Here is a 23,017-nt window from a genome sequence, read left to right as displayed (position 1 = left end):
ACGATTGACTTAATTGGTCACTAGTACCAGAATGAGGGCTCTGATCACTCATTCATGGAATTCCTATGCGCTGGCGCCGCCTCGCTTCATCTGTTGTCATTTCCACTTTACCCCTGGTGTTGAGCGCCTGTGCCGACAAGGCGCAGGCCGATCCGCGCACGGCCACGCCGCTGGTGCGCGCCGTCACGGTGCAGGGCGCCGAGGCGGGCACGCGCAGCTTCACGGGCGTGGTCGCGCCGCGCGTGCAGAGCGATCTCGGTTTTCGCGTGGCCGGCAAGGTGCGCGAACGGCTGGTCGACGCCGGCCAGGCCGTGCGCCGTGGCCAGCCATTGATGCGCCTCGACGCCGACGACTTGCAACTGCTGGCGCAAGCGCGCCACGAAACAGTCATCGCCGACCGCGCCCGCGCGCGTCAGGCGGCGGATGAAGAAGCGCGCTACCGCGACTTGCGCGGTACGGGCGCCATCTCGGCATCCAGCTACGACCAGGTAAAGGCGGCGGCTGACGCGGCCGCCGCCCAGCTCAAGGCGTCCGAAGCCCAGGCCGGGGTGGCGCGCAATGCGCTGCAGTACGCGGTGCTGCTGGCCGACGCCGACGGCGTCGTGATGGACACCCTGGCCGAACCGGGCCAGGTGGTCGCGGCCGGGCAGGTGGTGGTGCGCCTGGCCCATGACGGCCGGCGCGAAGCGGCGATCCAGCTGCCTGAAACCTTGCGTCCCGCGCTCGGCTCCACGGGCCAGGCTACCCTGTTCGGCAGGCCGGGTGCCGGCGTGCCGGCCACCTTGCGCCAGCTGTCGCAGACGGCGGACCGGCAAACGCGCACTTTCGAGGCGCGCTATGTGCTCGACGCGGCGCTGTCAAGCGCGCCGTTGGGCGCCACCGTCACCTTGCGCCTGCCCGGCGCGCAAGCTGGCGCCGCCAGCGTGCAAGTACCGCTGGCGGCCCTGCATGACGCGGGCAAGGGGCAGGGCGTGTGGGTGATCGGCGGCGCGCCGTCGCAGGTCAGCTGGCGGCCCGTCAGGTTGCTGCGGCTGCACGAGGATGGCGCCGACGTGGATGGCCTGAAGGCGGGCGAACGCATCGTCGCGCTGGGCGCCCATCTGCTTCACCAGGGAGAGCAGGTCAGGGTCGAACAGGCGCCAGTGGCCGCCGCCGCGGGAGCGCGTCCATGAGCGCGACCCGATTCAACCTGTCCGCGCTGGCCGTGCGCGAGCGTTCCGTCACCCTGTTCCTGATCTGTCTCATTTCGCTGGCTGGTCTGCTGTCGTTCTTCAAGCTGGGGCGCGCGGAAGACCCGGCGTTCACGGTCAAGGTGATGACCATCGTCACCGCCTGGCCAGGCGCCAGCGCGCGCGAAATGCAGGACCAGGTGGCCGAGAAGATCGAAAAACGCCTGCAGGAGCTGCGCTGGTACGAACGGGCCGAGACCTATACCACGCCGGGCCTGGCCTTCACGACACTGACCCTGCTCGACGGCACGCCGCCCGACCAGGTGCAGGCCGAGTTTTACCAGGCGCGCAAGAAGGCCGGCGACGAGGCGGCCAATTTGCCGGCCGGCGTGATCGGCCCCATGATCAATGACGAATACGCCGACGTCACCTTTGCCCTGTATGCGCTGAAAGCCAAGGGCGAGCCGCAGCGCCTGCTGGTGCGCGAGGCGGAAACCCTGCGCCAGCGGCTGCTGCACGTGCCGGGGGTGAAAAAGGTCAATATCATCGGCGAGCAGGCCGAACGCATCTACGTGGAGTTTTCGCAGGAGCGCCTGGCCACCCTGGGCGTGCGGGCGCAGGACGTGTTTGCCGCGCTGAACGGCCAGAATGCCTTGACGCCGGCCGGTTCCGTTGAAACGCGCGGGCCGCAGGTATTCATCCGCCTCGACGGCGCGCTCGACGCGCTGCAAAAGATCCGCGATACGCCTGTGGCGGCGCAGGGGCGCACCCTGACCCTGTCCGATATCGCCACCGTGCGCCGTGGCCAGGAAGATCCGGCCAGTTTCATGGTGCGCAATGGCGGCGAGCCGGCGCTGCTGCTGGGCGTGGTCATGCGCGACGGCTGGAACGGGCTGGATCTGGGCAAGGCGCTGGACGGGGAAGTGACGGCCATCGGCGCCGCCATGCCGCTGGGCATGAGCCTGGTCAAGGTTACCGACCAGGCCGTCAATATCGGCGCGGCCGTCGACGAATTCATGCTCAAGTTCCTCGCCGCATTGCTGGTGGTGATGCTGGTGTGCTTTATCAGCATGGGCTGGCGGGTCGGCATCGTGGTGGCCGCCGCCGTGCCATTGACGTTGGCCGTGGTGTTCATCGTGATGGCGGCGACGGGCAAGAACTTCGACCGCATCACCTTGGGTTCATTGATCCTGGGCCTGGGCCTGCTGGTGGATGACGCGATCATCGCCATCGAAATGATGGTCGTGAAGATGGAAGAGGGCTACAGCCGCATCGCCGCCTCCGCCTATGCCTGGAGCCACACGGCCGCGCCCATGCTGGCCGGCACCCTGGTCACGGCCGTGGGCTTCATGCCGAACGGCTTTGCCCGTTCCAGCGCCGGTGAATACACGAGCAATATGTTCTGGATCGTCGGCATCGCCCTGATCGCCTCGTGGGTGGTGGCGGTGGTGTTCACTCCCTACCTGGGCGTGAAGCTGCTGCCTGAACTCAAACACGTCGCCGGCGGCCATGATGCGCTGTACGACACGCCGCGCTACCACCGTTTTCGCCGGCTGCTGGGGCGCGTGATCGCCCGCAAATGGCTGGTGTTCTGCACCGTGATCGGCTTGTTCTTGCTGGCCGTGCTGGGCATGGCCATCGTCAAGAAGCAGTTTTTTCCCATCTCGGACCGCCCTGAAGTGCTGATCGAAGTGCAGCTGCCCTACGGCAGCGCGATCGGGCAGACCAGCGGCGCGGCGGCCAAGGTGGAAGCGTGGCTGGCGCGCCAGAGCGAGGCGAAGATCGTCACGGCCTATGTGGGCCAGGGCGCGCCGCGCTTTTACCTGGCGATGGGACCGGAATTGCCCGACCCGTCGTTTGCCAAGATCGTCGTGCGCACCGACAGCCAGCAGGCGCGCGACGCCCTGAAGCAGCGCTTGCGTGTGGCGGTGGCCGCCGGGCTGGCGCCCGAGGCCAGGGTGCGCGTCACGCAACTGGTGTTCGGCCCTTACTCGCCTTTCCCCGTCACCTACCGGGTCAGCGGCCCCGATCCTGAGGTGTTGCGCGGCATCGCCGGCCAGGTGCAAGCCGTGATGCAGGCCAGCCCATTGATGCGTACCGTGAACACGGACTGGGGCACGCGCACGCCTACCCTGCATTTCAGCCTGCAGCAGGAGCGCTTGCAGGCGATGGGCTTGACGTCGGCTGCGGTGGCGCAGCAGCTGCAGTTCCTGCTCAGCGGCGTGCCTGTCACGGCCGTGCGCGAAGATATCCGCACGGTGCAGGTGGTGGCGCGCGCGGCCGGCGACGTGCGGCTCGATCCGGCGCGCATCGCCGACCTGACCCTGGCCGGCGCGAATGGCGAACGCATCGCGCTGTCGCAGGTGGGCAGCGTCGAGGTGCGCTCGGAAGAACCAGTGATGCGCCGGCGCGACCGCCAGCCGACGATTACCGTACGCGGCGACATCGCTGACGGCATGCAGCCGCCCGACGTCTCGGGCGCCATCACGGCACAGCTGCAAACGGTCATCGACAAGCTGCCGGCCGGCTACCGCATCGAGCAGGCCGGCTCCATCGAGGAATCGGCCAAGGCCACGCAAGCCATGCTGCCGCTGTTCCCCATCATGCTGGCATTGACCTTGCTGATGATCATCCTGCAGGTGCGTTCGATCTCGGCGATGGTGATGGTGTTCCTGACCAGCCCATTGGGCCTGATCGGCGTGGTGCCTACCTTGCTGCTATTCCAGCAGCCGTTCGGCATCAATGCGCTGGTCGGCCTGATCGCGCTGTCGGGCATTTTGATGCGCAATACCCTGATCCTGATCGGCCAGATCCACCAGAACGAGGCGGCCGGCCTGGCGCCGTTCGACGCCGTGGTGGAAGCGACCGTGCAGCGCGCGCGTCCCGTGATCCTCACGGCGCTGGCGGCCATTCTGGCGTTTATCCCGCTGACCCATTCGGTATTCTGGGGTACCTTGGCCTATACCCTGATCGGCGGCACGTTTGCCGGCACGGTGCTGACTTTGGTGTTCTTGCCCGCCATGTATGCGATCTGGTTCCGGATACGGCCGCAGGCAAGGGCTGCGCCGCAGGTTTAATCTGGCGCGGCAGGATCGGCAGCGGCGTGCGCCAGGCGTGCGCGCCGCAGTTCGGCCCACTCGATCAGCGCCTGCATCGACGGTCCCAGCGCATGGCCGATCTCGCTCAATGCATATTCCACCCTGGGCGGTACCTGCGCATAGACCTTGCGCACGACGATACCGTCCTTTTCTAGCTGCTTGAGCTGCTGGATCAGCATTTTCTGGTTGACTTCCTCGATCAGGCGCTCCAGGTCGGAAAAGCGCAAAGGCGCCTTGGCCGCAAACAGCTGGCACAGGATGATGATCTTCCATTTGCCTTCGAGTACGCGCAAGGTCTCGGTGGTGGCGTCGGCCCAGTCTCGGCGATTTTGCGGATCGCCACAATTCCATTCCCGTTGTTCTGTCATGATATGTGGGTTACTTACTTTTTGGTGGGTACTTCCCATTATTGCATAAGGCTCCTAAAATCACAGCAGATTGGACGATCAACGACACGGAGCTCATGAACATGAAGATAGGAATTATTGGAACGGGAAATATCGGCGCAACCCTGGCGCGCAAGCTGCTGTCCGCCGGCCATGAGGTGAAGATAGCCAATTCCGGCGGCGTCAAAGGCGTGCAAAGCGTGGCCGACGACATCGGCGCTGTGCCGGCCGATGTGCATGGCGCCGTCGATGGCGTGGACGTGGTGGTGCTGGCCATACCGCTGCCGGCCATGGCCAGCCTGCCTGCCGGCCTGTTCGACGGCGTGCCGCCGCAGGTCACCGTGATCGACACCAGTAATTATTACCCTGGCATGCGTGACGCGGCGATTGCGCAGATCGATGCGGGCATGGCCGAAAGCGTCTGGGTGTCAGCCCAGCTGGGGCGTCCGGTGGTCAAGGCCTTCAACAATGTGCTCGCGCATACGCTGGCCGCGTTGGGCCAGCCCGCAGGCACGCCGGGCCGCCTCGCCATTGCCGTCGCCGGAGATGACCCGATGGCCATGCAGGCGGCGATGACCTTGGTGGAGCAGGCCGGATTTGACGCGGTCGATGGCGGCACCCTGGCGCAGTCCTGGCGCCAACAGCCCTGTACCCCCGCCTACTGCTGCGACCTTGAGGCGCCCGCCATGGCCAGGGCGCTTGCCGCGGCGGTTCCCGGCAAGGCGGCCGCGATACGCGACCGGATGCCGGCGCAGTTCGCCAAGCTGGGCGCGCATGCCAGCCATGACGACATCGTCGCCATGAACCGGCAACTGAACGTCTAGGCGCCTGTGGCATCCTGCCGGTAGCGCGCTGGCGGCAGTTCGAACTGGTTTTTGAAGAAGCGGGTGAACGCGCTTTGCGAGGAAAAGCCCAGGCGGTCGCCGATTTCCGCCACGCTCAGGCTTGTTTCGCGCAGCAAACGGCGCGATTCGCGGCTCTTGGCGCGCAGTTCCAGTGCGCGGAACGAGGTCTGCTCCTGCTGCAACTGGCGCTGCAGGGTCCAGCGGTTCATCGCCAGGCCGTCGCACAGGGCCGGTAGCAGCGAGGCGCTATCGGCGTCGCCCGCGCCTTGCCGGCCCAGCAGATCGATGATGGCTTGCTCCACGCGGGCCGAAAACAGCTGCGCTCCCTGCAGCTGCTGCAATTGCCCCTGCGCGTGCCGCAGCGCGTGCGGCGCCAGCATGGCGTTGAACTGGGCGAAGGGCCGGTCCAGCGCCGGTGCGTCGAACGTCAATGTATTGCGCGCCTGGCCAAAGGTGGCGGCGGCGCCGAAGCACTCGGAAATGGCCGGCGCGAACCATGGCGCCTTGCCCTGGAAGCCGGCACGGAAGGCGGTGGGCGCGCCATCGTCGTAGGCGCGCGCCACCAGCGACAGCATGCGGAAATTGGCCAGCGCCTGCATGGCGCCGCCCGACGGGCAGAACTCGGACAGGTATTCGATCTCGATGCGCGTGCCATTTTCGCTCATCAGCATGAAATCGAATTCGCCGATCAATCCCCGTAAGTGCAGTAGCTCGTGCAGCGCGCTGCGCAGGGTGGGGCGGTTGAAGCAAACATGGGCGATGCCCGAGTAATGCGCGAACCAGTGCGTCACGTCGAGGTCGAGCAAGCCGCGGTGCTGCGGCAGTTGCTGGGCATAGGCCGTCATGCGGCGGTGCCGCTCGGCGTTGATGCGGCCGCCCGGTTCGTCCAGCTGCGCCGGCGTGATGCCCGTGCGCTGAAAAAACTCGGCGGGGTCGTGGCCATCGGCCTGCATGGCGCGCGCGCATTGCTGCGCGATCCGGTTCGAAACCGTGCGCGTGTCGGGTTTGTGCAAGGCTGTCTCCTGCTTATCCTGCTTGTTGTAGTAATTTTTCACAAATATTAGCACTTTGTAGGAGATTGTTGGTTGTTGTGCCATCTAACCAAAAATTGTTCTCGCGGGTATAAAACGCGTGCTGCGCGGTCAAGAAACTCACGCATTCTCACGCTATATTGTTTTCGGCCGGCCTTGCTGCCGCGCCTTGATACCTACAAAAACAGTCTTGGAGATAATGATGAATTGCACTTTGAAACCGATGGCCCGCATGGTCGCCGGCTGCGTCGCCACGCTTGCCCTGGCCGCCTGCGGCAATAACGGCAGCGTGGAATACAAGCAGCCCGTGTTCGGCGCCACCACCTACAGCCAGATCCAGGTCGACGGCTATGCCTTCAAGGACATGAACCGCAACGGCAAGATCGATCGATACGAAGACTGGCGCCTGCCGGCCGAGGTGCGCGCCGACGATCTGCTGTCGCGCATGAGCCTCGATGAAAAAGCGGGCCTGATGATGCACGGCACGGCGCCCACCGTGGCCGACCCCACCGGCATCGGCCAGGGCGGCGCGTACGATTTGACAGCCCTGCAGGACCTGATCGTCAAGCAGTACGTCAACACCTTCATCACGCGCATGGCGGGCGACTCGGCCAATATGGCGGCCCAGTACAACAAGGTGCAAGCGCTGAGCGAAACGTCGCGCCACGGCATCCCTGTTTCCATCAGCACGGACCCGCGCCACCATTTCCAGTACACGGTGGGCGCCAGCGCCGGCACCAAGGGTTTTTCGCAATGGCCTGAAACCCTGGGCCTGGCCGCCATCGGCGACGATGCGCTGGTACGCCGCTTCGGCGACATCGCGCGCCAGGAATACCTGGCCGTCGGCATCACGCAGGCCCTGTCGCCGCAGGCCGATCTGGCCACCGAGCCGCGCTGGTCGCGCATCAACGGCACCTTTGGCGAAGACGCGGACCTGGCCAAGCGCATGGTGCAGCACTATATCGAAGGCTTCCAGGATGGGAACACGGGCTTGCATGACGGCAGCGTGGTGGCCGTCGTCAAGCACTGGGTCGGCTACGGCGCCACGAAAGAGGGTTACGACGGCCACAATTACTATGGCCGCTACATGACTTACCCGGGCAACAACTTCGCCTACCACGTGAAACCGTTCGAAGGCGCCTTCACGGCCAAGGCGGCTTCCGTTATGCCCACCTACGCTCTGCCGGACGGCAATATCACGATCGACGGCATCACCCTGGAACAGGTGGCGGCCGGCTTCAGCAAGACCATGCTGACGGATCTGCTGCGCGGCAAGTACGGCTTCGAAGGCGTGATCCTGTCCGACTGGGGCATCACGTCCGACTGCGACGCCAACTGCCGCAACGGCACGGCGCCTGGCGTCGCGCCTTCCTTCATGGGCTTTGGCACGCCGTGGGGCATGGAAGACGCCACCAAGGCCGAGCGTTATGTGAAAGCCGTGACGGCGGGGATGGACCAGTTTGGCGGCGTGACGGAAGCGCCATACCTGACGCAAGCCGTGCAGCGCGGCCAACTGACGGAAGCGCGCATCAACGCGTCGGCGCGGCGTATCCTGATCCAGAAATTCAAGCAGGGCCTGTTCGAGCATCCGTTCGTCGATGCGGCCAAGGCGGCCACCACGGTGGGCAAGGCGGACTTCATCGAGGCTGGCCTGGACGCGCAGCGCCGCTCGCTGGTCTTGCTGGAAAACAAGGACAAGGTCTTGCCTCTGGCGGCTACCGTCAAGAAGGTTTACCTGTACGGCATCGATGCGGCCGTGGCCAGGCAATATGGCTACACGGTGGTCGCCACGCCGCAGGAAGCGGACGTGGCCCTGCTGCGCGTGGCCGCGCCGTATGAAACCCTGCACCCGAACTACATCTTCGGCAGCATGCAGCACGAAGGACGCTTGAACTATGTCGATGGCGACGCCGACTACGAGGCGATCAAGAACGCGGCCAAATACGCGCCGAAGACGGTGGTTACCGTGTACCTGGACCGCCCGGCCATCCTCGGCAACGTGCAGGACAAGGCCAGCGCCATCGTCGCCAACTTTGGCGTGAGCGACGGCGCGCTGTTCGATGTCCTGACGGGCAAGGCCAAGCCGCAAGGCAAGCTGCCGTTCGAACTGCCATCGTCGATGGCCGAAGTGCAAGTGCAGAAATCGGACGTGCCGTATGACACGGCCCGTCCGCTGTACAAGTTCGGTTACGGCCTGGCCTACTAAACGCCGTTCAACGCAGGGAAATCCAGCTGCGCTCTTTGGCGGAGCGCAGCGCGGCGGCTATCAGCCGGTCCACCTCGTAGCCGTCGCGGAAGGTGGGCCAGACCGGCTGGCCGCCGGCGATCGCCTGCAGAAAGTCGCGCGCTTCGATGACGATCTGCTCGTTGTAGCCGGTGCCGTGCCCGGCGCCCTGGCTGAACGCCAGGTAGTCGGGGTGGACGGGGCCCATCAGCAGGCGCTGGAAACCCTGGCGCTGCGCGGGGCGGCCGGCGTCGTACAGCCATAATTCGTTCTGGTTTTCCTGGTCGAAGGCGAGCGCGCCTTTCGTCCCCGTGATGCGGTAGGTGTAACCCATCTTGCGCCCGGCCGCCACGCGGCTGAAGGTCAGGGCGCCCAGCGCGCCGCTGGCAAAGCGCAGCATCACATTTCCCTGGTCGTCATTCTCCACCGCTTCCATGCCAGTGGGCCCTTGCCGCTGCGCGTGCACGGTATTCATGTCCGCCACGAGCGAGTCGACGGGGCCGCCCAGGCGCAGGGCCAGGTTGAGCAGGTGCGAGCCCACGTCGGCCAGCGCGCCGGCCCGCGTTGCCGTCGCTTCGCGCGTGCGCCACGAGGCAGGCGCGCGCGGGTCGTGCAGATAGTCTTCCACATGTTCGGCGGCGACGTGGATGATCTCGCCGATTTCGCCCGATTCGATGATCTGCCGCGCCAGCTGGCTGGCCGGCGTGCGGATGTAGTTGTAGCCGACCATGTTGGCCACGCCCGCCGCTTCGGCCGCCTGCGCCAGCAGCAGGGATTCGGCGGCCGTCATGCCCAGCGGTTTTTCGCAAAACACGGGTTTGCCCAGAGCCAGCGCGGCCAGCACGATGTCCTTGTGCGTGGCCGGCGGCGTGGCGACGATGATGGCGTCGATGGCGGGATCTCCCACCAGCGCGCGCCAGTCGCCCGTGGAGCGGTTCCAACCCAGTTCCTGCGCGCTGCGGGCGGCGCCTTCCGCGCTGCTGGTGCTGATGCATTCGCATACGGGGTTCAAGGCCGTGTGAAAAATGCTGCGCACGGCCTTGTAGGCGATGGTGTGCGCCTTGCCCATGTAGCCAGCGCCGATCAAGCCGATGTTGATGTCTTGCATAGGGAGTCTCCGAGGTTGTCGCGGTAGGGGATTCAGGCTTGCTGGCGCCAGGCCTGGCTGCCCAGGGCGTCGAGGAAGCGGGCGGCGGGCCAGTCTTGCGCCAGCGCTTCGTGCATGAGTTGCTGCTGCGTGGGAGGCGCCATGCCGTCTATGGGCTGGTCGCGATCGAGGTTGCTGGGGAAGGCATAGCCTTCGGCGCAGGCGGCAATCGCGTGGCCGATGCCGTCGTCGGACAGGGCGCCCTGGTCGCGCAGCGCCTGCAGTACCGGATACAGCGCGGCGCTCATGGCGCGGCGGTCCAGCGCTTCCATCGCGCGCCCGAACGGCGACGACACTTGCAGCAGATTCGCCATGCGGCGGATGTCGGGCGAACGGTTATGGCCCGCCGCATGGAACAGGGCGGGGTTGAAGAAGACGGCGTCGCCTTGGGACAGCGGCAGCTGCACGCAATGCCGGGCGAAATAATCGCGGAAGGGCGGTTGCTGCCAGGCGAGGAAACCGGCCTGGTAGCGCTGCGAATACGGCAGGTACAGGGTGGGACCGGATTCGACCGGCATGTCGCAGTGGGCGACGGCACCCTGCAAGGTCAATAAGGCCGACATCTGGTGCACGGGAGCGGGATAGGCGGCGCAACTGGCGGCGCTCTGGAAGCCCAGGTGATAGTCGCGGTGCGGCGCCTGGGCGGCGCCGCCCGGGTTGACGACGTTGACTTGTGCCGTCATCTGGTAGGCGGGTCCCAGCCACGCCTCCGCTATCCACGCAAACACGGGATTGGCGTAATAGCGCGCGAACGCTTCGGGCGCGCGCAGACACAGTTTTTGCTGGGCGTTCCAGATGCGGTCGTTCGCGCCCGGTTTGGCGAAATGGTCGCCGCCCGCCCGGCCGCTCGCATGCTGTTCGGCGATCAGCGCGCGAAAGACGCCGCTGACCTGTTCCAGGGTCGCCGTGTCGTCGACGGCGCGCTGGAACACGATGACGCCGGGGCCATCCATCAGCGCCTTGCCCCATTCTGCCTGCAGCGCGCGCAGCGACGCGGTACTGGTGGCCAGCGCACGCACCCTGTCGCAATCGTAGACGAGGATATTGTCTTCCACCGCAACGGCGTGCGGATAGTCGACCAGCGCCGTGCATTGGCTGACGGTGCGGATGAAATCATCGATCCGGCAATCTTGCTGCGACAGCCAGAAGGGGGCGGGCGGCGCGGCGTCTTGGGTGGTCATGCGGTGTCTCCTGAGTTTTACGTTGTAGAATCAGTATAGGGATGAAAATCGGCATTTTTCATCAGAAAATCCATCAAAAAACCATCAATGGAATGGACATGGCATGGCGCATCCGTTTCCCGTCAAGGTCGTGGCGCTGCAGGCCGGCGTCAGCGTGGCGACCGTTGACCGCGTGATCAAGCAGCGTGGGGGCGTGCACGCCAATACCGTGCGCCGCGTGATGCAGGCGCTCGATGAACTGGCGCGGCAAAGCACGCAGGTGGGCCTGGCCGGCAGGAAGTTCATGCTCGACATGCTGATGGTGGCGCCGCGCCGTTTTACGGATGCCGTGCGCGCCGCGCTGGAAGCGGAACTGCCGTCCCTGCATCCGGCCGTGCTGCGCTCGCGCTTTCACCTGCATGAAACCCTGGAAGTGGACGGCATCGTCGACCAGCTGGAACGCATCCGCAAGAACGGCAGCCACGGCGTGCTGCTGAAAGCGCCGGACTTGCCGTCGGTGGCCGAGGCGGTGGACCGGCTGGCGGCGGCCAGCATTCCCGTGGTGACCCTGGTGACGGACTTGCCATCCTCCGCGCGCCGCGGCTACGTGGGCATGGATAACCGCGCGGCGGGCGAGACGGCCGCCTGCCTGATCGGCCAGTGGTTGGGCGCGGGCCAGCGGCCCAGGAAACAGCAAGTGCTGGTCACCCTGAGCAGCAACCGTTTTCATGGCGAGGAAGAGCGCGAGATCGGCTTTCGCCGCGCGCTGCGCGAACGGCACCGCCATTTATCCATCGTCGAAGTGAGCGAAGGCCACGGCATCGATGGCGCCACGGGGGCGCTGGTGCGTGAAGCACTGGCTACGCATCCAGGCATCGCCGCCGTGTATTCGATCGGCGGCGGCAATGCCGCTATCGTGCAGGCATTCGCGCAGGCGGGCCGGCCGTGCCAGGTCTTCATCGGCCACGACCTCGATACGGACAACGTGGCGCTGCTCAAGTCGGGCGCCATCCAGGCCGTGCTGCACCATGACCTGGGCCAGGACATGCGCCGCGCCTGCCAAGAGATACTGCGGGCGCAGGGCGCGCTGCCGGCCCTGGCGCAGGTGCCGCCCTTGTCCGCCATCCAGATCGTCACGCCATGGAACCTGCCCGCGCTGAACGGGGTGAATTGACAGTTACCCGGGGCTGGCCGATACTCGCCGCTTCGCTCATCGCTCACCTCAGGAAGGAATCCCCCGATGTCCGTCACTCCGCAATTGTGCAAGACCGTGCTGGTAGTCGCACTCTCCATCGCGTTTACCATGCCCGCCATGGCCGCCGCCCCTGCAACTGTCGGCGCTTCATCGGCCTGGGTTGAAGCGAGCAACCGCAACGCGGCCATCGTGCTGGCGGCGCAGGCGCAGTTTTCGCCCGAAGACGCCTCCGACACGGGCTTGGCCCAGTACGACGGCCTGGCTGCCGACCTGGGGCCGAACATCACCGAGCGCCACGTGGCGGCCATGCAGAAGGCGCGCGCGCAATTGCAGCAAAAGCTGGAACTGGAACGCGACGAGCGCATACGCCAGGACCTGGAAATCCTGATCGGCGCCGTCGACCAGGAAATCATGGGCACGCAGCTGGAAGCCAAATACACCCTGCCGTGGGTCGATGTGCCGCAAATGGTCTTTGGCAGCATGCAAAGCCTGCTGCAGGAGCAGCGCCCGGCAGCGCGCCGGGCCAAGGCGCTCGAACGCCTGCAACGCTACGTGGGCCAGTTCCCGGGCAGCACGCCGATCACGGCGCAGGCCAAGGCGCGCTTCACGGAAAAGATCGGCCAGCCTGGCCTGGCGGGCCCCGTGCGCCTGCAGGTGGAACAGTCGCTGGAAAACGTGCCGACGTATATCGCCGGCATCCGCAAGCTGTTTGCCGACATGAAGATCACGGGGGCAGAAAGCGCACTGGCGGCCATGGAGCAGCAGCTGAACGAGTATGCGGCATGGGAAAAGCAAGTGGTGCTGCCCCTGTCGCGCACGGATTTCCGCATGGCGCCCGAGCTGTATGCATTCCGCCTGAAACAGGTGGGCATCGACATCGAGCCGCGCGCGCTGGTCGAACGGGCGCAGGTGGCTTACCTGGAAACGCGCGCCGCCATGCAGGCGCTGGCGCCCGTGGTGGCGGCCAAGCTGGCCTTGAAGGGCGTCGACGGCACGGACTACCGCCAGGTGATGCGCGCGCTGAAGGCCGATTCCATCCCCAACGAGCAGCTCGAAGCGCACTACAAGGGTGTCAATACGCAGCTGGAACAGCGCATCGCCCGGCAGCGCGTGGTCGATATTCCTGCGCGCGCCATGACCATGCGCCTGGCGTCCGCCGCCGAATCGGCGGCCCAGCCGGCGCCGCATATGCGTCCGCCTCCGCTGATCGGCAATACGGGCGAGCACGGCCAGTTCGTCCTCCCCGTCAGCAATCCGGCCGCCAGCGGCAAGGGCGAAGCGTATGACGATTTCAATTTCGCGGGCGCCGCCTGGACCCTGAGCGCGCACGAAGGCCGCCCAGGTCACGAGCTGCAGTTCAGCGCCATGGTGGAGCGCGGCGTATCGCAGGCGCGCAGCCTGTACGCGTTCAACAGCGTCAACGTGGAAGGCTGGGCGCTGTACGCGGAAGCGGAGATGATTCCGTACGAGCCAGCCGAAGGCCAGTTCATCGCGCTGCAATTCCGCATGCTGCGCGCGGCGCGCGCCATGCTCGACCCGATGCTGAACCTGGGGCAGGTCACGCGCGAGGAAGCGGGGCGCATCCTGACGGATGAAGTGATGCTGTCGAAACCGATGGCGCGCCAGGAGCTGGACCGCTACACCTTCAACATGCCGGGCCAGGCGGGCAGCTATTTCTATGGCTATACGCGCATCCTGCAGCTGCGCGCGGAAACGGAGCTGGCGCTGGGCGAGAAATTCGACCGTCTGGCGTTCAACAACTTCCTGCTGGGGCAGGGCTTGCTGCCACCGGAGCTGCTGGCCAAGGCCGTGCGCGAACACTTCATCCCCGAGCAGAGAAAGGCCAAAAGCTGACGCCATGGCACGGGAGCGGCAGGGAAGGGGAATTTTGCCGCTATTGTCCCCGGGCCAGCCGTATAATGACGCTCATTGTGCTGGCCCACCCAGGAGTTCCACTTGCAGCTACCGATCCGTTATCCGAATATGCCGCAACTGCTGCTGAAGGCCCGCGACAGCCTGCTCCAGCATTTCCGCCCCATCCTCAATCACTTCGGCGTGACGGAGCAGCAGTGGCGCATCATGCGCGCGCTGAATGAAAGCCCGACCCTGGAGCCGCGCGAGCTGTGCGAGATCTGCCAGATTTCGAGCCCCAGCATGAGCGGCATCCTGGCGCGCATGGAAGAGATCGGCCTGATCGGGCGCAGCAAGTTCGAAGGCGACCAGCGCCGCCGCAAGGTGCACCTGTCGGAGGCGGGCGCCAGCCTGCTGATGCAGATGGGGAAGCTGATCGACCTGCAATATGCGCATCTGGAAGCGGCTTACGGCAAGCAAGTGTTCGAAGACATGCGCCGCGCTCTGGAAGCGTTTATTGCTCTCGAAACCCTGCCGGTGGCGCCCGCCATCCTGCGCTGATTTTCCCAGCCTCTCCCGTTTTTCTGCCTGCCTGGCTATTCATCGGGCGCGTGTTTTTCAGCATGCGCCGCCGCTGCTTTTCCCATGCCTTTCCCCGTGATTTCCCCGTGCTGCGGGGCGTGCGCCCGCACGCCTGCCGGATTTGCTATAAGACTAATCCCTACAGTCAATCACTTACATGTGAGTAAATAAGCGTATAATTTACTTCACTTGATCCAAATCAAGAAGTACAGCGGACGCTCCTCTCGCGGGAGGGGACTGCAACGCGGCGCCACGCCCGTATTTCGCCAGATAAAACAGGAAAGTCAGGAAAAAAATGAACACACCATGCATGCGCGCTGCGGCGCTGGCCGTCTCCACGCTCGTCGGCGCAAACGTTTGCGCCCAAAGCAATGTCACCATCTACGGCGTGGTCGACGCGGCCACCGCGTACGCGAGCAACCAGGGCGGCAAGTCGACTACCTATATGCGCAGCGGCAGCTTGTCCGCCAGCAAGATCGGTTTCCAGGGCGTGGAAGACCTGGGCGGCGACCTGAAGGCGCTGTTCCTGCTTGAAAACGGCTTTGAAAGCGATACAGGCGCGCAAAGTTCGGCCAGCTCGCTGTTCAACCGCCAGGCCTATGTGGGCTTGCAATCGGCAGCCTACGGCACGGTGACGGCGGGCCGCCAGTACACGCCGTACTACCTGCTCGTGGGTTCCCTGGCATCGAGCAATGTCTTGACGGGCGCCACCGGCGCCCACCCGGGCGATATCGACGGCCTCGATACAACCGTGCGCATCAGCAATTCCGTCACCTACAGCATGCCAGCCTGGCGCGGCCTGCAAGCCAGCGCGCAATACGGCTTTGGCGAGGCAGCCGACGGCAATGCCGTGGGCAGCAGCTTCAGCGCCGCCGTCAAGTACAGCACGTCGCCAGCCGAATTCGCGCTCGGCTACCTGAAACTGAAAAATGGACAGAATGGCGCCGGCTGGAGCGACAACGCATCGGGCAGCTTCGGTATCTCCGCCCTCAACCAAGGCTACGCCTCGGCCGAAAGCATAACATTCATCGCCGCCAGCGCGCGCTACACCATGGGCAAGTGGATGGTGGGCGCCAATGCCAGCAACGTGCAATACCAGGCGGGCAGCCGCTCGGCCTTCCGCGACACGGCCATCTTCAACACGGCCGGCCTGATCTCGAGCTACCAGCTGACGCCGCAGTGGTTCCTGTCCGCCGGCTACAGCGATACCTTCGCCAGCCACGCCAACGGCATCGCCGACCGCGCGCGCTACCGCCAGTTGTCGTTCGAGCAGAATTACGCGCTGTCGAAGCGCACGGCGATCTATCTGATCGAAGCGCGCCAGCTGGCGCGCGGCCAGACCCTGGGCCAGGACGGCGGCATCGTCAACGCCGTCGCCTCGGTCGGCGATTCGCAAAACGGCACGCCGTCGTCGAACGGCGGGCAGACGGTGGTCATGGTCGGTCTCAAGCATTCTTTCTGAACGGTTGCTGAACTCACGGGAGCTTCAATTGGACGCTACACATAATAAGGAGGGCCGCGGCCCCCTGAATCCCGGTCGCCGCATGGTGCTGGCCGGCCTGCTGTCGGCTTCGGCCGCGGCGCTGATTCCCTGGGCGCTGGCCGAACCGGTCGCCAATGCGGAGCAGGGCGCTTTCCTCGGCGTGTCGGCCATGCTGGTCGGGCGCCAGGTGCTCGACCCCGTGCTGGCCACACGCCTGTATGACGCGCTGGTGGAGCAGGACGCCGCGTTCCCCGCGAAGGTGCGCGCGCTGCTGGCGCTGATCAATGCGCAGGGTTTGCAGGCGGCCGGCCTGCAGGAAGCGCTCGACGCACTGGACCCGGCCCAGTCGCCGCTGGCTGCCTTGCCGCGCCAGATCGCAAGCGCCTGGTACCTGGGCATCGTCGGCACGGGTGAGGCGGCCGTCTGCGTCGCCTACGAGCAGGCCTTGAACGCGGCCGTCGTCGCCGACGTGCTCAAACCTCCCACGTATTCCTACGGCGCCTACGGCAGCTGGGCCAGAAAACCAATTTAAGGAGCCATCATGGCTGAAGAACTCTCCGCCGATTACCTCGTGATCGGCTCCGGCATCATCGGCTCCCTGGCCGCGCGCAAGCTGGCGCTGGCGGGCGCCTCGGTGCTGATCCTGGAAGCGGGCCCGCGCGTGTCGCGCGGTGAAATCGTCGCCCGTTTCCGCAACACGACGCGCCGCAGCGACTGGATGTCGCCGTATCCGTCGGTGGCCACGGCGCCGCACCCGATCTACCAGCCGAAGGACAACGGCTACCTGGTGCAGGCCGGTCCGTATCCGTATCCGGCCGAATACATCCGCCAGTTCGGCGGCACTTCGTGGCATTGGGCCGCGCAGGCGTGGCGCAACGTGCCGAACGACTTCCGCATCCATACCCTGTATGGCGTGGGTGTCGACTGGCCGATCAGCTATGAAGACCTGGAACCGTTTTACCAGGAAGCGGAAGAGATCATGGGCGTCTCGGGTGCCGACAATACGGGTTCGCCGCGCAAGCAGCCATTCCCAATGGACTCCGTGACGGAACCGTACGCCATGCGCCGTATCCGCGAGCGCCTCGACCCGTCGTTCAAGGTGGTGGGCAACACGGTGGCGCGCAACAGCGTCAGCTACGATGGCCGCCCGGCCTGCTGTGGCAATAACAGCTGCCAGCCGATCTGCCCCATCGACGCGCAATACCATGGCGGCATCGCCGCGCTGCAGGCGGAAGCAGCGGGTGTCAAGATCGTCTGCAACGCCAACGTCTACAAGCTGGAACACGATGCGCAGGGCCGCATCACGGCTGCCCTGTACTACGACGTCGACAAGAACAGCCACCGGGTCACGGCCAAGACGTTTATTCTGGCCGCCAACGGCATCGAAAGCCCCCGCTTGCTGCTCGTTTCCGCTTCGGACAAATACCCGAACGGCCTGGCCAACAGCAGCGACATGGTGGGCCGCAACCTGATGGACCACCCGAGCACCTCGATCACCTTCGACGCCGATGAAGACCTGTGGCTGGGCCGGGGCCCGCAAAGCCCCAATTCCATCAACACCATGCGTGATGGCGATTTCCGCAGCCGGCATTCGCCGTACCGCCTGGACTTCACGAACATCTCGAGAGTCGATGGCGCCACCAGGGAATTGATCGGCAAGGGTGTGTTTGGCGAAGCATTCGAACAGCAGCTGCGTTTCCGCTCGGCCCGTGAAATGAGCTTGAAGAATGTGCTGGAAGTGCTGCCGAACCCGGAAAACCGCATCGCCCTCAGCAGCGAGAAAGATGCCATGGGCATTCCCAAACCGCAGGCGCATTACGCGATCGACGAGTACACGAAGCGGGGTCACGAGCGTTCGAAGCAGGATTTCGAACAGATCGCCAAGCTGATGGGCGGCACCAATCTGCGCCACAGCAAGGAAGGTGTGTTCGCCAACAACCAGCACATCTGCGGCACCCTGTCGATGGGTTCCGATCCGACCAAGGCCGTGTGCGACCAGTGGGGCCGCACGTTTGATCATGCCAACCTGTTCCTGTGCAGCACGGGCGTGCTGCCCACGTCCGGCACTTGCAATTCGACGGAAAACGGCCTGGCCGTGGCGCTGCGCACCGTCAAGCATATCCTCGACGAACAACAGGGAGGCACGGCATGATGACGGTCTTCAGACTGGCGGCCGGCGCCGCCTTGCTGTCCCTGGCCTTGCCCGTGCTGGCGGCGCAAGCGCCGGGCGCGGACGTGCAGGCGATCGAACGCGGCCGCTACCTGGCCACGGCCGGCGACTGCATCGCCTGCCACAGCGTGCCTGGCGGGAAGCCGATGGCGGGCGGCCTGGCCCTGGCCACGCCGCTGGGCGCCATCGTCGCCACCAACATCACGCCGTCGACAACGCATGGCATCGGCAACTACACGCTGGCGCAGTTTTCCGCCGCCGTGCGCCACGGCGTGCGGGCCGACGGCGCCAATCTGTACCCGGCCATGCCCTACACGGCCTACGCCAAGGTGACGGATGACGACACGGCCGCCCTGTACGCCTACTTCATGCATGGCGTGGCGGCAGTGGACACGGCGCCGGCGCAAAAGACGGACTTGCCATTCCCGTTCAATATCCGTTTGTCGATGGCGGGCTGGAATCTGCTCTTCCTCGATAAAAAACCGTTCGTGGCCGATGCGTCGAAAAGCATGGAGTGGAACCGTGGCGCCTACCTGGCGCAAGGCCTGGCCCACTGCACCACGTGCCACACGCCGCGCAACGCGCTGATGGCCGAGCAGCTGTCGAAGGAGCTGGGCGGCGCCGACCTGGGCACCTGGTATGCGCCGAACATCACGTCGGACGTCAACAGCGGCGTGGGAGGCTGGAGCCAGCAGGAACTGGCCGGCTACCTGCGCACGGGCCGCGCCGCGCACCGGGGCCAGGCGGCAGGCCCGATGGCCGAGGCCATCGACCATAGCCTCAAGCACCTGAGCGACGCGGACTTGAACGCCATCGCGCACTACATCAAGAGCGTGCCTGCCATCCGCGACAAGGCGGACGTGAAACCGGTGACGCAATGGGGCCAGGCTGGCGACGAGTTGAGCAGCATCCGCGGCGTGCCGCTGCCGCAAAACCTGAACACGATGTCGGGTGCGCAGCTCTACGATGCGCAGTGCGCCAGCTGCCACCAGGCGAAGGGCGAGGGCAGTTTCGACGGCAGCTTGCCGCCGCTGTTCCACAACTCGGCGACGGGCCGCGGCAACAGTAACAACCTGGTGATGGCCATCCTCGATGGCGTGGAGCGCCAGGACGGCAAGGGTAGCCATGCCGGCCACCTGATGCCCGCGTTTCGCCAGACTCTGTCGGACGAGCAGATCGTCACCCTCGGCAATTACGTGCAGCGGATGTACGGCAATCCCGCCATCAAGGTGACGGCGGAGCAGGTGACGACCTTGCGCAACGGCGGCGCACCGTCGAACCTGATCGGCCTGGCCCGAGCGGGCATCATCGTCGGCGTGCTGGTGCTGCTGGCCTTGCTGCTGTGGTGGCGGGGTCGGCGGCGCAAGGAAACATCGACAGCGTAAAAAGACACCCTGAAGCAAAGGCTGGGGTCAGACCCGACAAGGTCTGCCCCTTTTTTTATGCAGGATTTTGCAACTGGTTTGCATCTGCGTGAATTATGTACTATCATTAGTTACATGAGACGCGACAGCAAACTATCATCGATCCTCCATGTGCTGCTGCACATGGCCCATGCGGGGCGCCCGATGACGTCCGAGGAACTCTCCGGCTACCTGGATACGAACCCCGTGCTGGTGCGGCGCGTGATGGCCGGCTTGCGCGAGCGCGGCTACGTGGCGTCGGACAAGGGCCATGGCGGCGGCTGGCGCATCGTCCGCGACCTGCACCAGGTGACCCTGCAAGACATCTACGTGGCCGTGGGTTCGCCCACCATCTTCGCCATGGGCAACCGTGTCGATCAGCCGGGCTGCCTGGTCGAGCAGGTTGTCAACCAGTCGCTGGCCGGCGCCTTCGATGAAGCCGAGGCGCTGCTGATCCAGCGCTTTGGCGCCGTCACCCTGGCTGACCTGGCCGACCGTTTCAGCCAACAATACGCCACCCACAAAGGAGCACCACATGCACATTCCTGAATCGCCTGGCATCCCGTTCGATGCTATCATCGTTGGCGGCAGCTACGCGGGTCTGTCCGCCGCCATGCAACTGGCGCGCGCCCGCCGCCGCGTGCTGGTGATCGACGGCGGCCAGCGCCGCAACCGTTACGCCAGCCATTCCCACGGTTTCCTGACCCAGGACGGCAGCGGCACGGCCGCCATCGCGGCCGATGGCAAGGCGCAGCTGATGGAGTATGCCACCGTCACCTGGCGGGACGGCATGGCCGTGCAGGCCGCGGCCAGCAGCGATGGCGATGGCTTCGATGTGACCCTGGCGGATGGCCATGTCGTGCACGGCCGCCGCCTCGTGCTGGCCACCGGCATGATCGATGAACTGCCGCCCGTCGATGGCCTGGCCGAGCGCTGGGGCGGCAGCGTCTTTCACTGCCCGTATTGCCACGGCTATGAACTGGAGCAGGGCGCCATCGGCGTACTGGCCACCGGCCCCCTGTCCATGCACCATGCCTTGATGCTGCCCGACTGGGGCACGGTCACTTTTTTCCTGAATGGCGCGTTCGAGCCTGATGCGGCGCAGCTGGCGCAACTCGAGGCGCGCGGCGTCAAGCTGGTGCGTACGGCCGTGGCGCGGATCGACGGCGTGGCAGACGTGGTCATGGCCGATGGCAGCCGCCACGCGATGGCCGGCCTGTTCGTGGCGACCCGCACCCGCCTGGCCAGTTCCCTGGCCGGCGAATTGGGCTGCGCGCTGGAAGAGGGGCTCATGGGACCGTTCGTGCGCACCGACGAGCAAAAGGCCAGCAGCGTGCCTGGCGTCTTTTGCTGCGGTGACGCGGGCCGCATGGCGGGCAGCGTGGCGTTTGCGGTGGCCGATGGCGCCATGGCGGGCGTGGCGGCGCACCGCTCGCTGATGTTCGGACTCGATCAGGCGGCAAAACCGCCATCGATCTTCAGCCCGGCGCCCGTGACGAACGCCGCTTCCGCGCTGGCCAGATAGGCGACCATGCCGGCGATTTCATCGGCCGTGCCGTGGCGGGGCAGGGCCATCAGGCCGTGCATCAGGTCGGCAAAGTCGCCCGTCGGCGGGTTCATGTCCGTGGCGACGGGGCCCGGTTCCACATTGTTGATTGTGATGCCGCGCGGGCCCAGGTCGCGCGACAGGCCTTGCGTCAGGCCGCTCAGCGCCGATTTGCTCATGGAGTAGGCGGCCGCGCCGCCGAACGGCATGCGGTGCGCATTCGTGCTGCCGATATTGATGATGCGCCCGCCCGTCGGCATGTGCGCCACGGCCGCCTTGATGGCGACGAAGACGGCGCGCACGTTGACGTTCAAGGTCTTGTCGAAGTCTTCCAGCGAAAAATCGTCGATGGCGCCAGGCAGGAACACGCCCGCATTGTTGACGAGGATGTCGACACGGCCAAACTGCGCCGCCACCTTGGCGATGGCGGCCGTCAGGGCGGAGGCGTCGGCCGCATCGGCCTGCACGCCCAGAGCCTTGCCGCCGGCCGCCTCCACTTTGGCGGCCAGCGCCTGCGCTTCGGCGGCGGAGCTTTGGTAGGTGAAGACGACGTTGGCGCCCTGGCTGGCAAGGCGGCGCACGATGGCGGCGCCGATGCCGCGCGAGCCGCCCGTCACGAACGCGATCTTGTCTTGCAGTGGCAGGGAGGTGCTGATGGTGGCTTGGGTTTGCATGATGAGCTTTCTGAGTGGGGAGTCGAGGAATTCAGTATCTGCCTTTCATTCCTGCCGCGCTAGCCATGAATCGCTACAATCACTTTCAACCATTGGTATCAAATGAGCGGGTAGAATAGGCATATGGAAGCCCTCAATCACTTGCAATCGTTTGTGCTGTCTGCCGAGCTGGGCAGCTTTTCGGCGGCCGCGCGCCGCCTAGGGCTGACGCCGGCGGCCGTCAGCAAGAACGTGGCGCGGCTGGAAGCGAGCCTGGGGTTGCGGCTGTTCCAGCGCAGCACGCGCCGTTTGACCCTGACGGAAGGGGGCGAGCGCTTCCTGCAGCAGATCGGCGGTGCCCTGTCCACCTTGCGCGAAGCGATTGCCGGCGTGGCGGAAGAGGGCGGCCAGCCGGCCGGCATACTGAAAATCAGCATGGCGCCGTCGTTCGGGCGCAGCTACGTGGTGCCCTTGCTGGGCGACTTCATCGCCCGCTATCCCGGCGTCATCCCCGACTGCCATTTCGACAACCGGCAAGTGGACCTGGTCGGCGAAGGGTTTGACGTGGCCATCGGCGGCGGTATCGAATTGACGCCGGGTGTGGTGGCGCGCGAACTGGGCCACGCCCACATCGTCGCCACGGCGTCGCCCGCCTTCATGCGGGGCAAGGCCATGCCGACGCACCCTTCGGACCTGGCGCACTTCGACGGCGTGGCGCGCCGCTCGGCCGGCAGCGGCCGATTGCGCAGCTGGATACTGCGCGATGGCGCGGGCGGCGAAGGCGTGGCCGAATGCCGGCCGCGCGCCATCTTCGACGATCCGGAAGCGATGGCGCAGGCGGCCATCCTTGGCGTTGGCGTGGCGCTGCTGCCCATGCCGCACGCGCTGGCCCACTTGCGCAGCGGCGCCCTGGTCCGCTTGCTGCCCGGCTGGCATGCCGATTCCGGCCCCCTGTCCGTGTACTATCCGAGCAAGAAGCTGCTGCCCGCAAAGACGCGCGTGTTCGTCGATTTTTTGCTGGAACAGTTCCGCCAGCGCGATTTCGCCGCGCAGATACGGCCCGATTAATCAATG

19 protein-coding genes are annotated in these 23,017 nt (G+C 65.6%); 14 read left to right on the top strand and 5 right to left on the bottom strand.

The window, feature by feature from the left end; all coding sequences use genetic code 11:
* Positions 1-65: 65 nt before the first annotated feature.
* Both KO538_RS14770 and KO538_RS14765 read left to right on the top strand, forming a co-directional pair.
* Positions 66-1,172 carry an efflux RND transporter periplasmic adaptor subunit gene (locus KO538_RS14770; RefSeq protein ID WP_219328747.1) on the top strand — a complete coding sequence of 369 codons (1,107 nt, stop codon included), beginning with the start codon at positions 66-68 and terminating at the stop codon, positions 1,170-1,172.
* Positions 1,169-4,246 (top strand): efflux RND transporter permease subunit, encoded by a 3,078-nt coding sequence (locus KO538_RS14765; RefSeq protein ID WP_219328746.1) that lies wholly within the window; start codon positions 1,169-1,171, stop codon positions 4,244-4,246. Before KO538_RS14770 ends, KO538_RS14765 begins: the two co-directional genes overlap by 4 nt.
* On the opposite strand, the gene KO538_RS14760 is transcribed toward KO538_RS14765, so the two are convergent.
* Positions 4,243-4,635, bottom strand: coding sequence for a helix-turn-helix domain-containing protein (locus tag KO538_RS14760; RefSeq protein ID WP_092709055.1), 393 nt, complete (start codon positions 4,633-4,635; stop codon positions 4,243-4,245). The two genes, KO538_RS14765 and KO538_RS14760, sit on opposite strands and share 4 nt — an antisense overlap.
* A 5-nt stretch (positions 4,636-4,640) precedes the next feature.
* Here KO538_RS14760 and KO538_RS14755 point away from each other — a divergent pair, with 5 nt between their 5' ends.
* The gene (locus KO538_RS14755) at positions 4,641-5,477 is read left to right on the top strand and encodes an NAD(P)-binding domain-containing protein (RefSeq protein WP_072453431.1); all 837 of its coding nucleotides are present in this window, start codon (positions 4,641-4,643) and stop codon (positions 5,475-5,477) included.
* Here the strand turns inward: KO538_RS14755 and KO538_RS14750 are convergent.
* On the bottom strand, positions 5,474-6,511 hold the full coding sequence (locus KO538_RS14750; RefSeq protein ID WP_219328745.1) for an AraC family transcriptional regulator: 1,038 nt from the start codon (positions 6,509-6,511) through the stop codon (positions 5,474-5,476). The two genes, KO538_RS14755 and KO538_RS14750, sit on opposite strands and share 4 nt — an antisense overlap.
* Positions 6,512-6,728: 217 nt before the next feature.
* Here KO538_RS14750 and KO538_RS14745 point away from each other — a divergent pair, with 217 nt between their 5' ends.
* Positions 6,729-8,735 (top strand): glycoside hydrolase family 3 protein, encoded by a 2,007-nt coding sequence (locus KO538_RS14745; protein ID WP_219328744.1) that lies wholly within the window; start codon positions 6,729-6,731, stop codon positions 8,733-8,735.
* 7 nt (positions 8,736-8,742) lie between these two features.
* On the opposite strand, the gene KO538_RS14740 is transcribed toward KO538_RS14745, so the two are convergent.
* Together KO538_RS14740 and KO538_RS14735 are read right to left on the bottom strand one after the other, a co-directional pair.
* Positions 8,743-9,861, bottom strand: a complete 1,119-nt coding sequence (locus KO538_RS14740) for a Gfo/Idh/MocA family protein (protein ID WP_070302685.1) — start codon at positions 9,859-9,861, stop codon at positions 8,743-8,745.
* Positions 9,862-9,893: 32 nt separating this feature from the next.
* Complete coding sequence (locus KO538_RS14735; RefSeq protein ID WP_219328743.1) at positions 9,894-11,081, bottom strand: phytanoyl-CoA dioxygenase family protein; 1,188 nt, start codon at positions 11,079-11,081, stop codon at positions 9,894-9,896.
* A 103-nt stretch (positions 11,082-11,184) separates the two neighbouring features.
* Between KO538_RS14735 and KO538_RS14730 the strand changes: the two genes are divergently transcribed.
* From KO538_RS14730 to KO538_RS14690, 9 genes are all read left to right on the top strand, one after another.
* A complete protein-coding gene (locus tag KO538_RS14730) occupies positions 11,185-12,234 on the top strand; it encodes a LacI family DNA-binding transcriptional regulator (RefSeq protein WP_219328742.1) in 1,050 nt (349 codons plus the stop codon).
* 66 nt (positions 12,235-12,300) lie between these two features.
* Entirely contained in the window at positions 12,301-14,109 is a 1,809-nt protein-coding gene (locus KO538_RS14725; RefSeq protein WP_219328741.1) for a DUF885 domain-containing protein, read from the top strand.
* A gap of 102 nt (positions 14,110-14,211) precedes the next feature.
* Positions 14,212-14,667 (top strand): homoprotocatechuate degradation operon regulator HpaR, encoded by a 456-nt coding sequence (gene hpaR / locus KO538_RS14720; protein ID WP_223278727.1) that lies wholly within the window; start codon positions 14,212-14,214, stop codon positions 14,665-14,667.
* Between the two features lie 316 nt (positions 14,668-14,983).
* A complete protein-coding gene (locus KO538_RS14715) occupies positions 14,984-16,150 on the top strand; it encodes a porin (RefSeq protein ID WP_257620375.1) in 1,167 nt (388 codons plus the stop codon).
* Positions 16,151-16,178: 28 nt separating this feature from the next.
* Entirely contained in the window at positions 16,179-16,703 is a 525-nt protein-coding gene (locus KO538_RS14710; protein WP_257620374.1) for a sorbitol dehydrogenase family protein, read from the top strand.
* Positions 16,704-16,712: 9 nt separating this feature from the next.
* Positions 16,713-18,323, top strand: coding sequence for a GMC family oxidoreductase (locus KO538_RS14705; protein WP_219328740.1), 1,611 nt, complete (start codon positions 16,713-16,715; stop codon positions 18,321-18,323).
* Entirely contained in the window at positions 18,320-19,726 is a 1,407-nt protein-coding gene (locus tag KO538_RS14700; protein ID WP_219328739.1) for a cytochrome c, read from the top strand. Before KO538_RS14705 ends, KO538_RS14700 begins: the two co-directional genes overlap by 4 nt.
* A gap of 114 nt (positions 19,727-19,840) precedes the next feature.
* A complete protein-coding gene (locus KO538_RS14695) occupies positions 19,841-20,293 on the top strand; it encodes an Rrf2 family transcriptional regulator (protein ID WP_219328738.1) in 453 nt (150 codons plus the stop codon).
* A complete protein-coding gene (locus tag KO538_RS14690; protein ID WP_219328737.1) occupies positions 20,280-21,269 on the top strand; it encodes an NAD(P)/FAD-dependent oxidoreductase in 990 nt (329 codons plus the stop codon). The genes KO538_RS14695 and KO538_RS14690 overlap by 14 nt, the downstream gene beginning before the upstream one ends.
* Here KO538_RS14690 and KO538_RS14685 read toward each other — a convergent pair.
* Entirely contained in the window at positions 21,197-21,964 is a 768-nt protein-coding gene (locus tag KO538_RS14685; RefSeq protein ID WP_219328736.1) for an SDR family oxidoreductase, read from the bottom strand. The two genes, KO538_RS14690 and KO538_RS14685, sit on opposite strands and share 73 nt — an antisense overlap.
* A 123-nt stretch (positions 21,965-22,087) precedes the next feature.
* Here KO538_RS14685 and KO538_RS14680 point away from each other — a divergent pair, with 123 nt between their 5' ends.
* Complete coding sequence (locus tag KO538_RS14680) at positions 22,088-23,011, top strand: LysR family transcriptional regulator (RefSeq protein WP_219328735.1); 924 nt, start codon at positions 22,088-22,090, stop codon at positions 23,009-23,011.
* The last annotated feature ends 6 nt before the right edge of the window (positions 23,012-23,017 follow it).

Source organism: Janthinobacterium sp. NKUCC08_JDC, from assembly GCF_019345575.1.
GTDB classification, from domain to species: domain Bacteria; phylum Pseudomonadota; class Gammaproteobacteria; order Burkholderiales; family Burkholderiaceae_D; genus Janthinobacterium; species Janthinobacterium aestuarii.
This window is presented reverse-complemented; position numbering and strand designations above follow the sequence as displayed.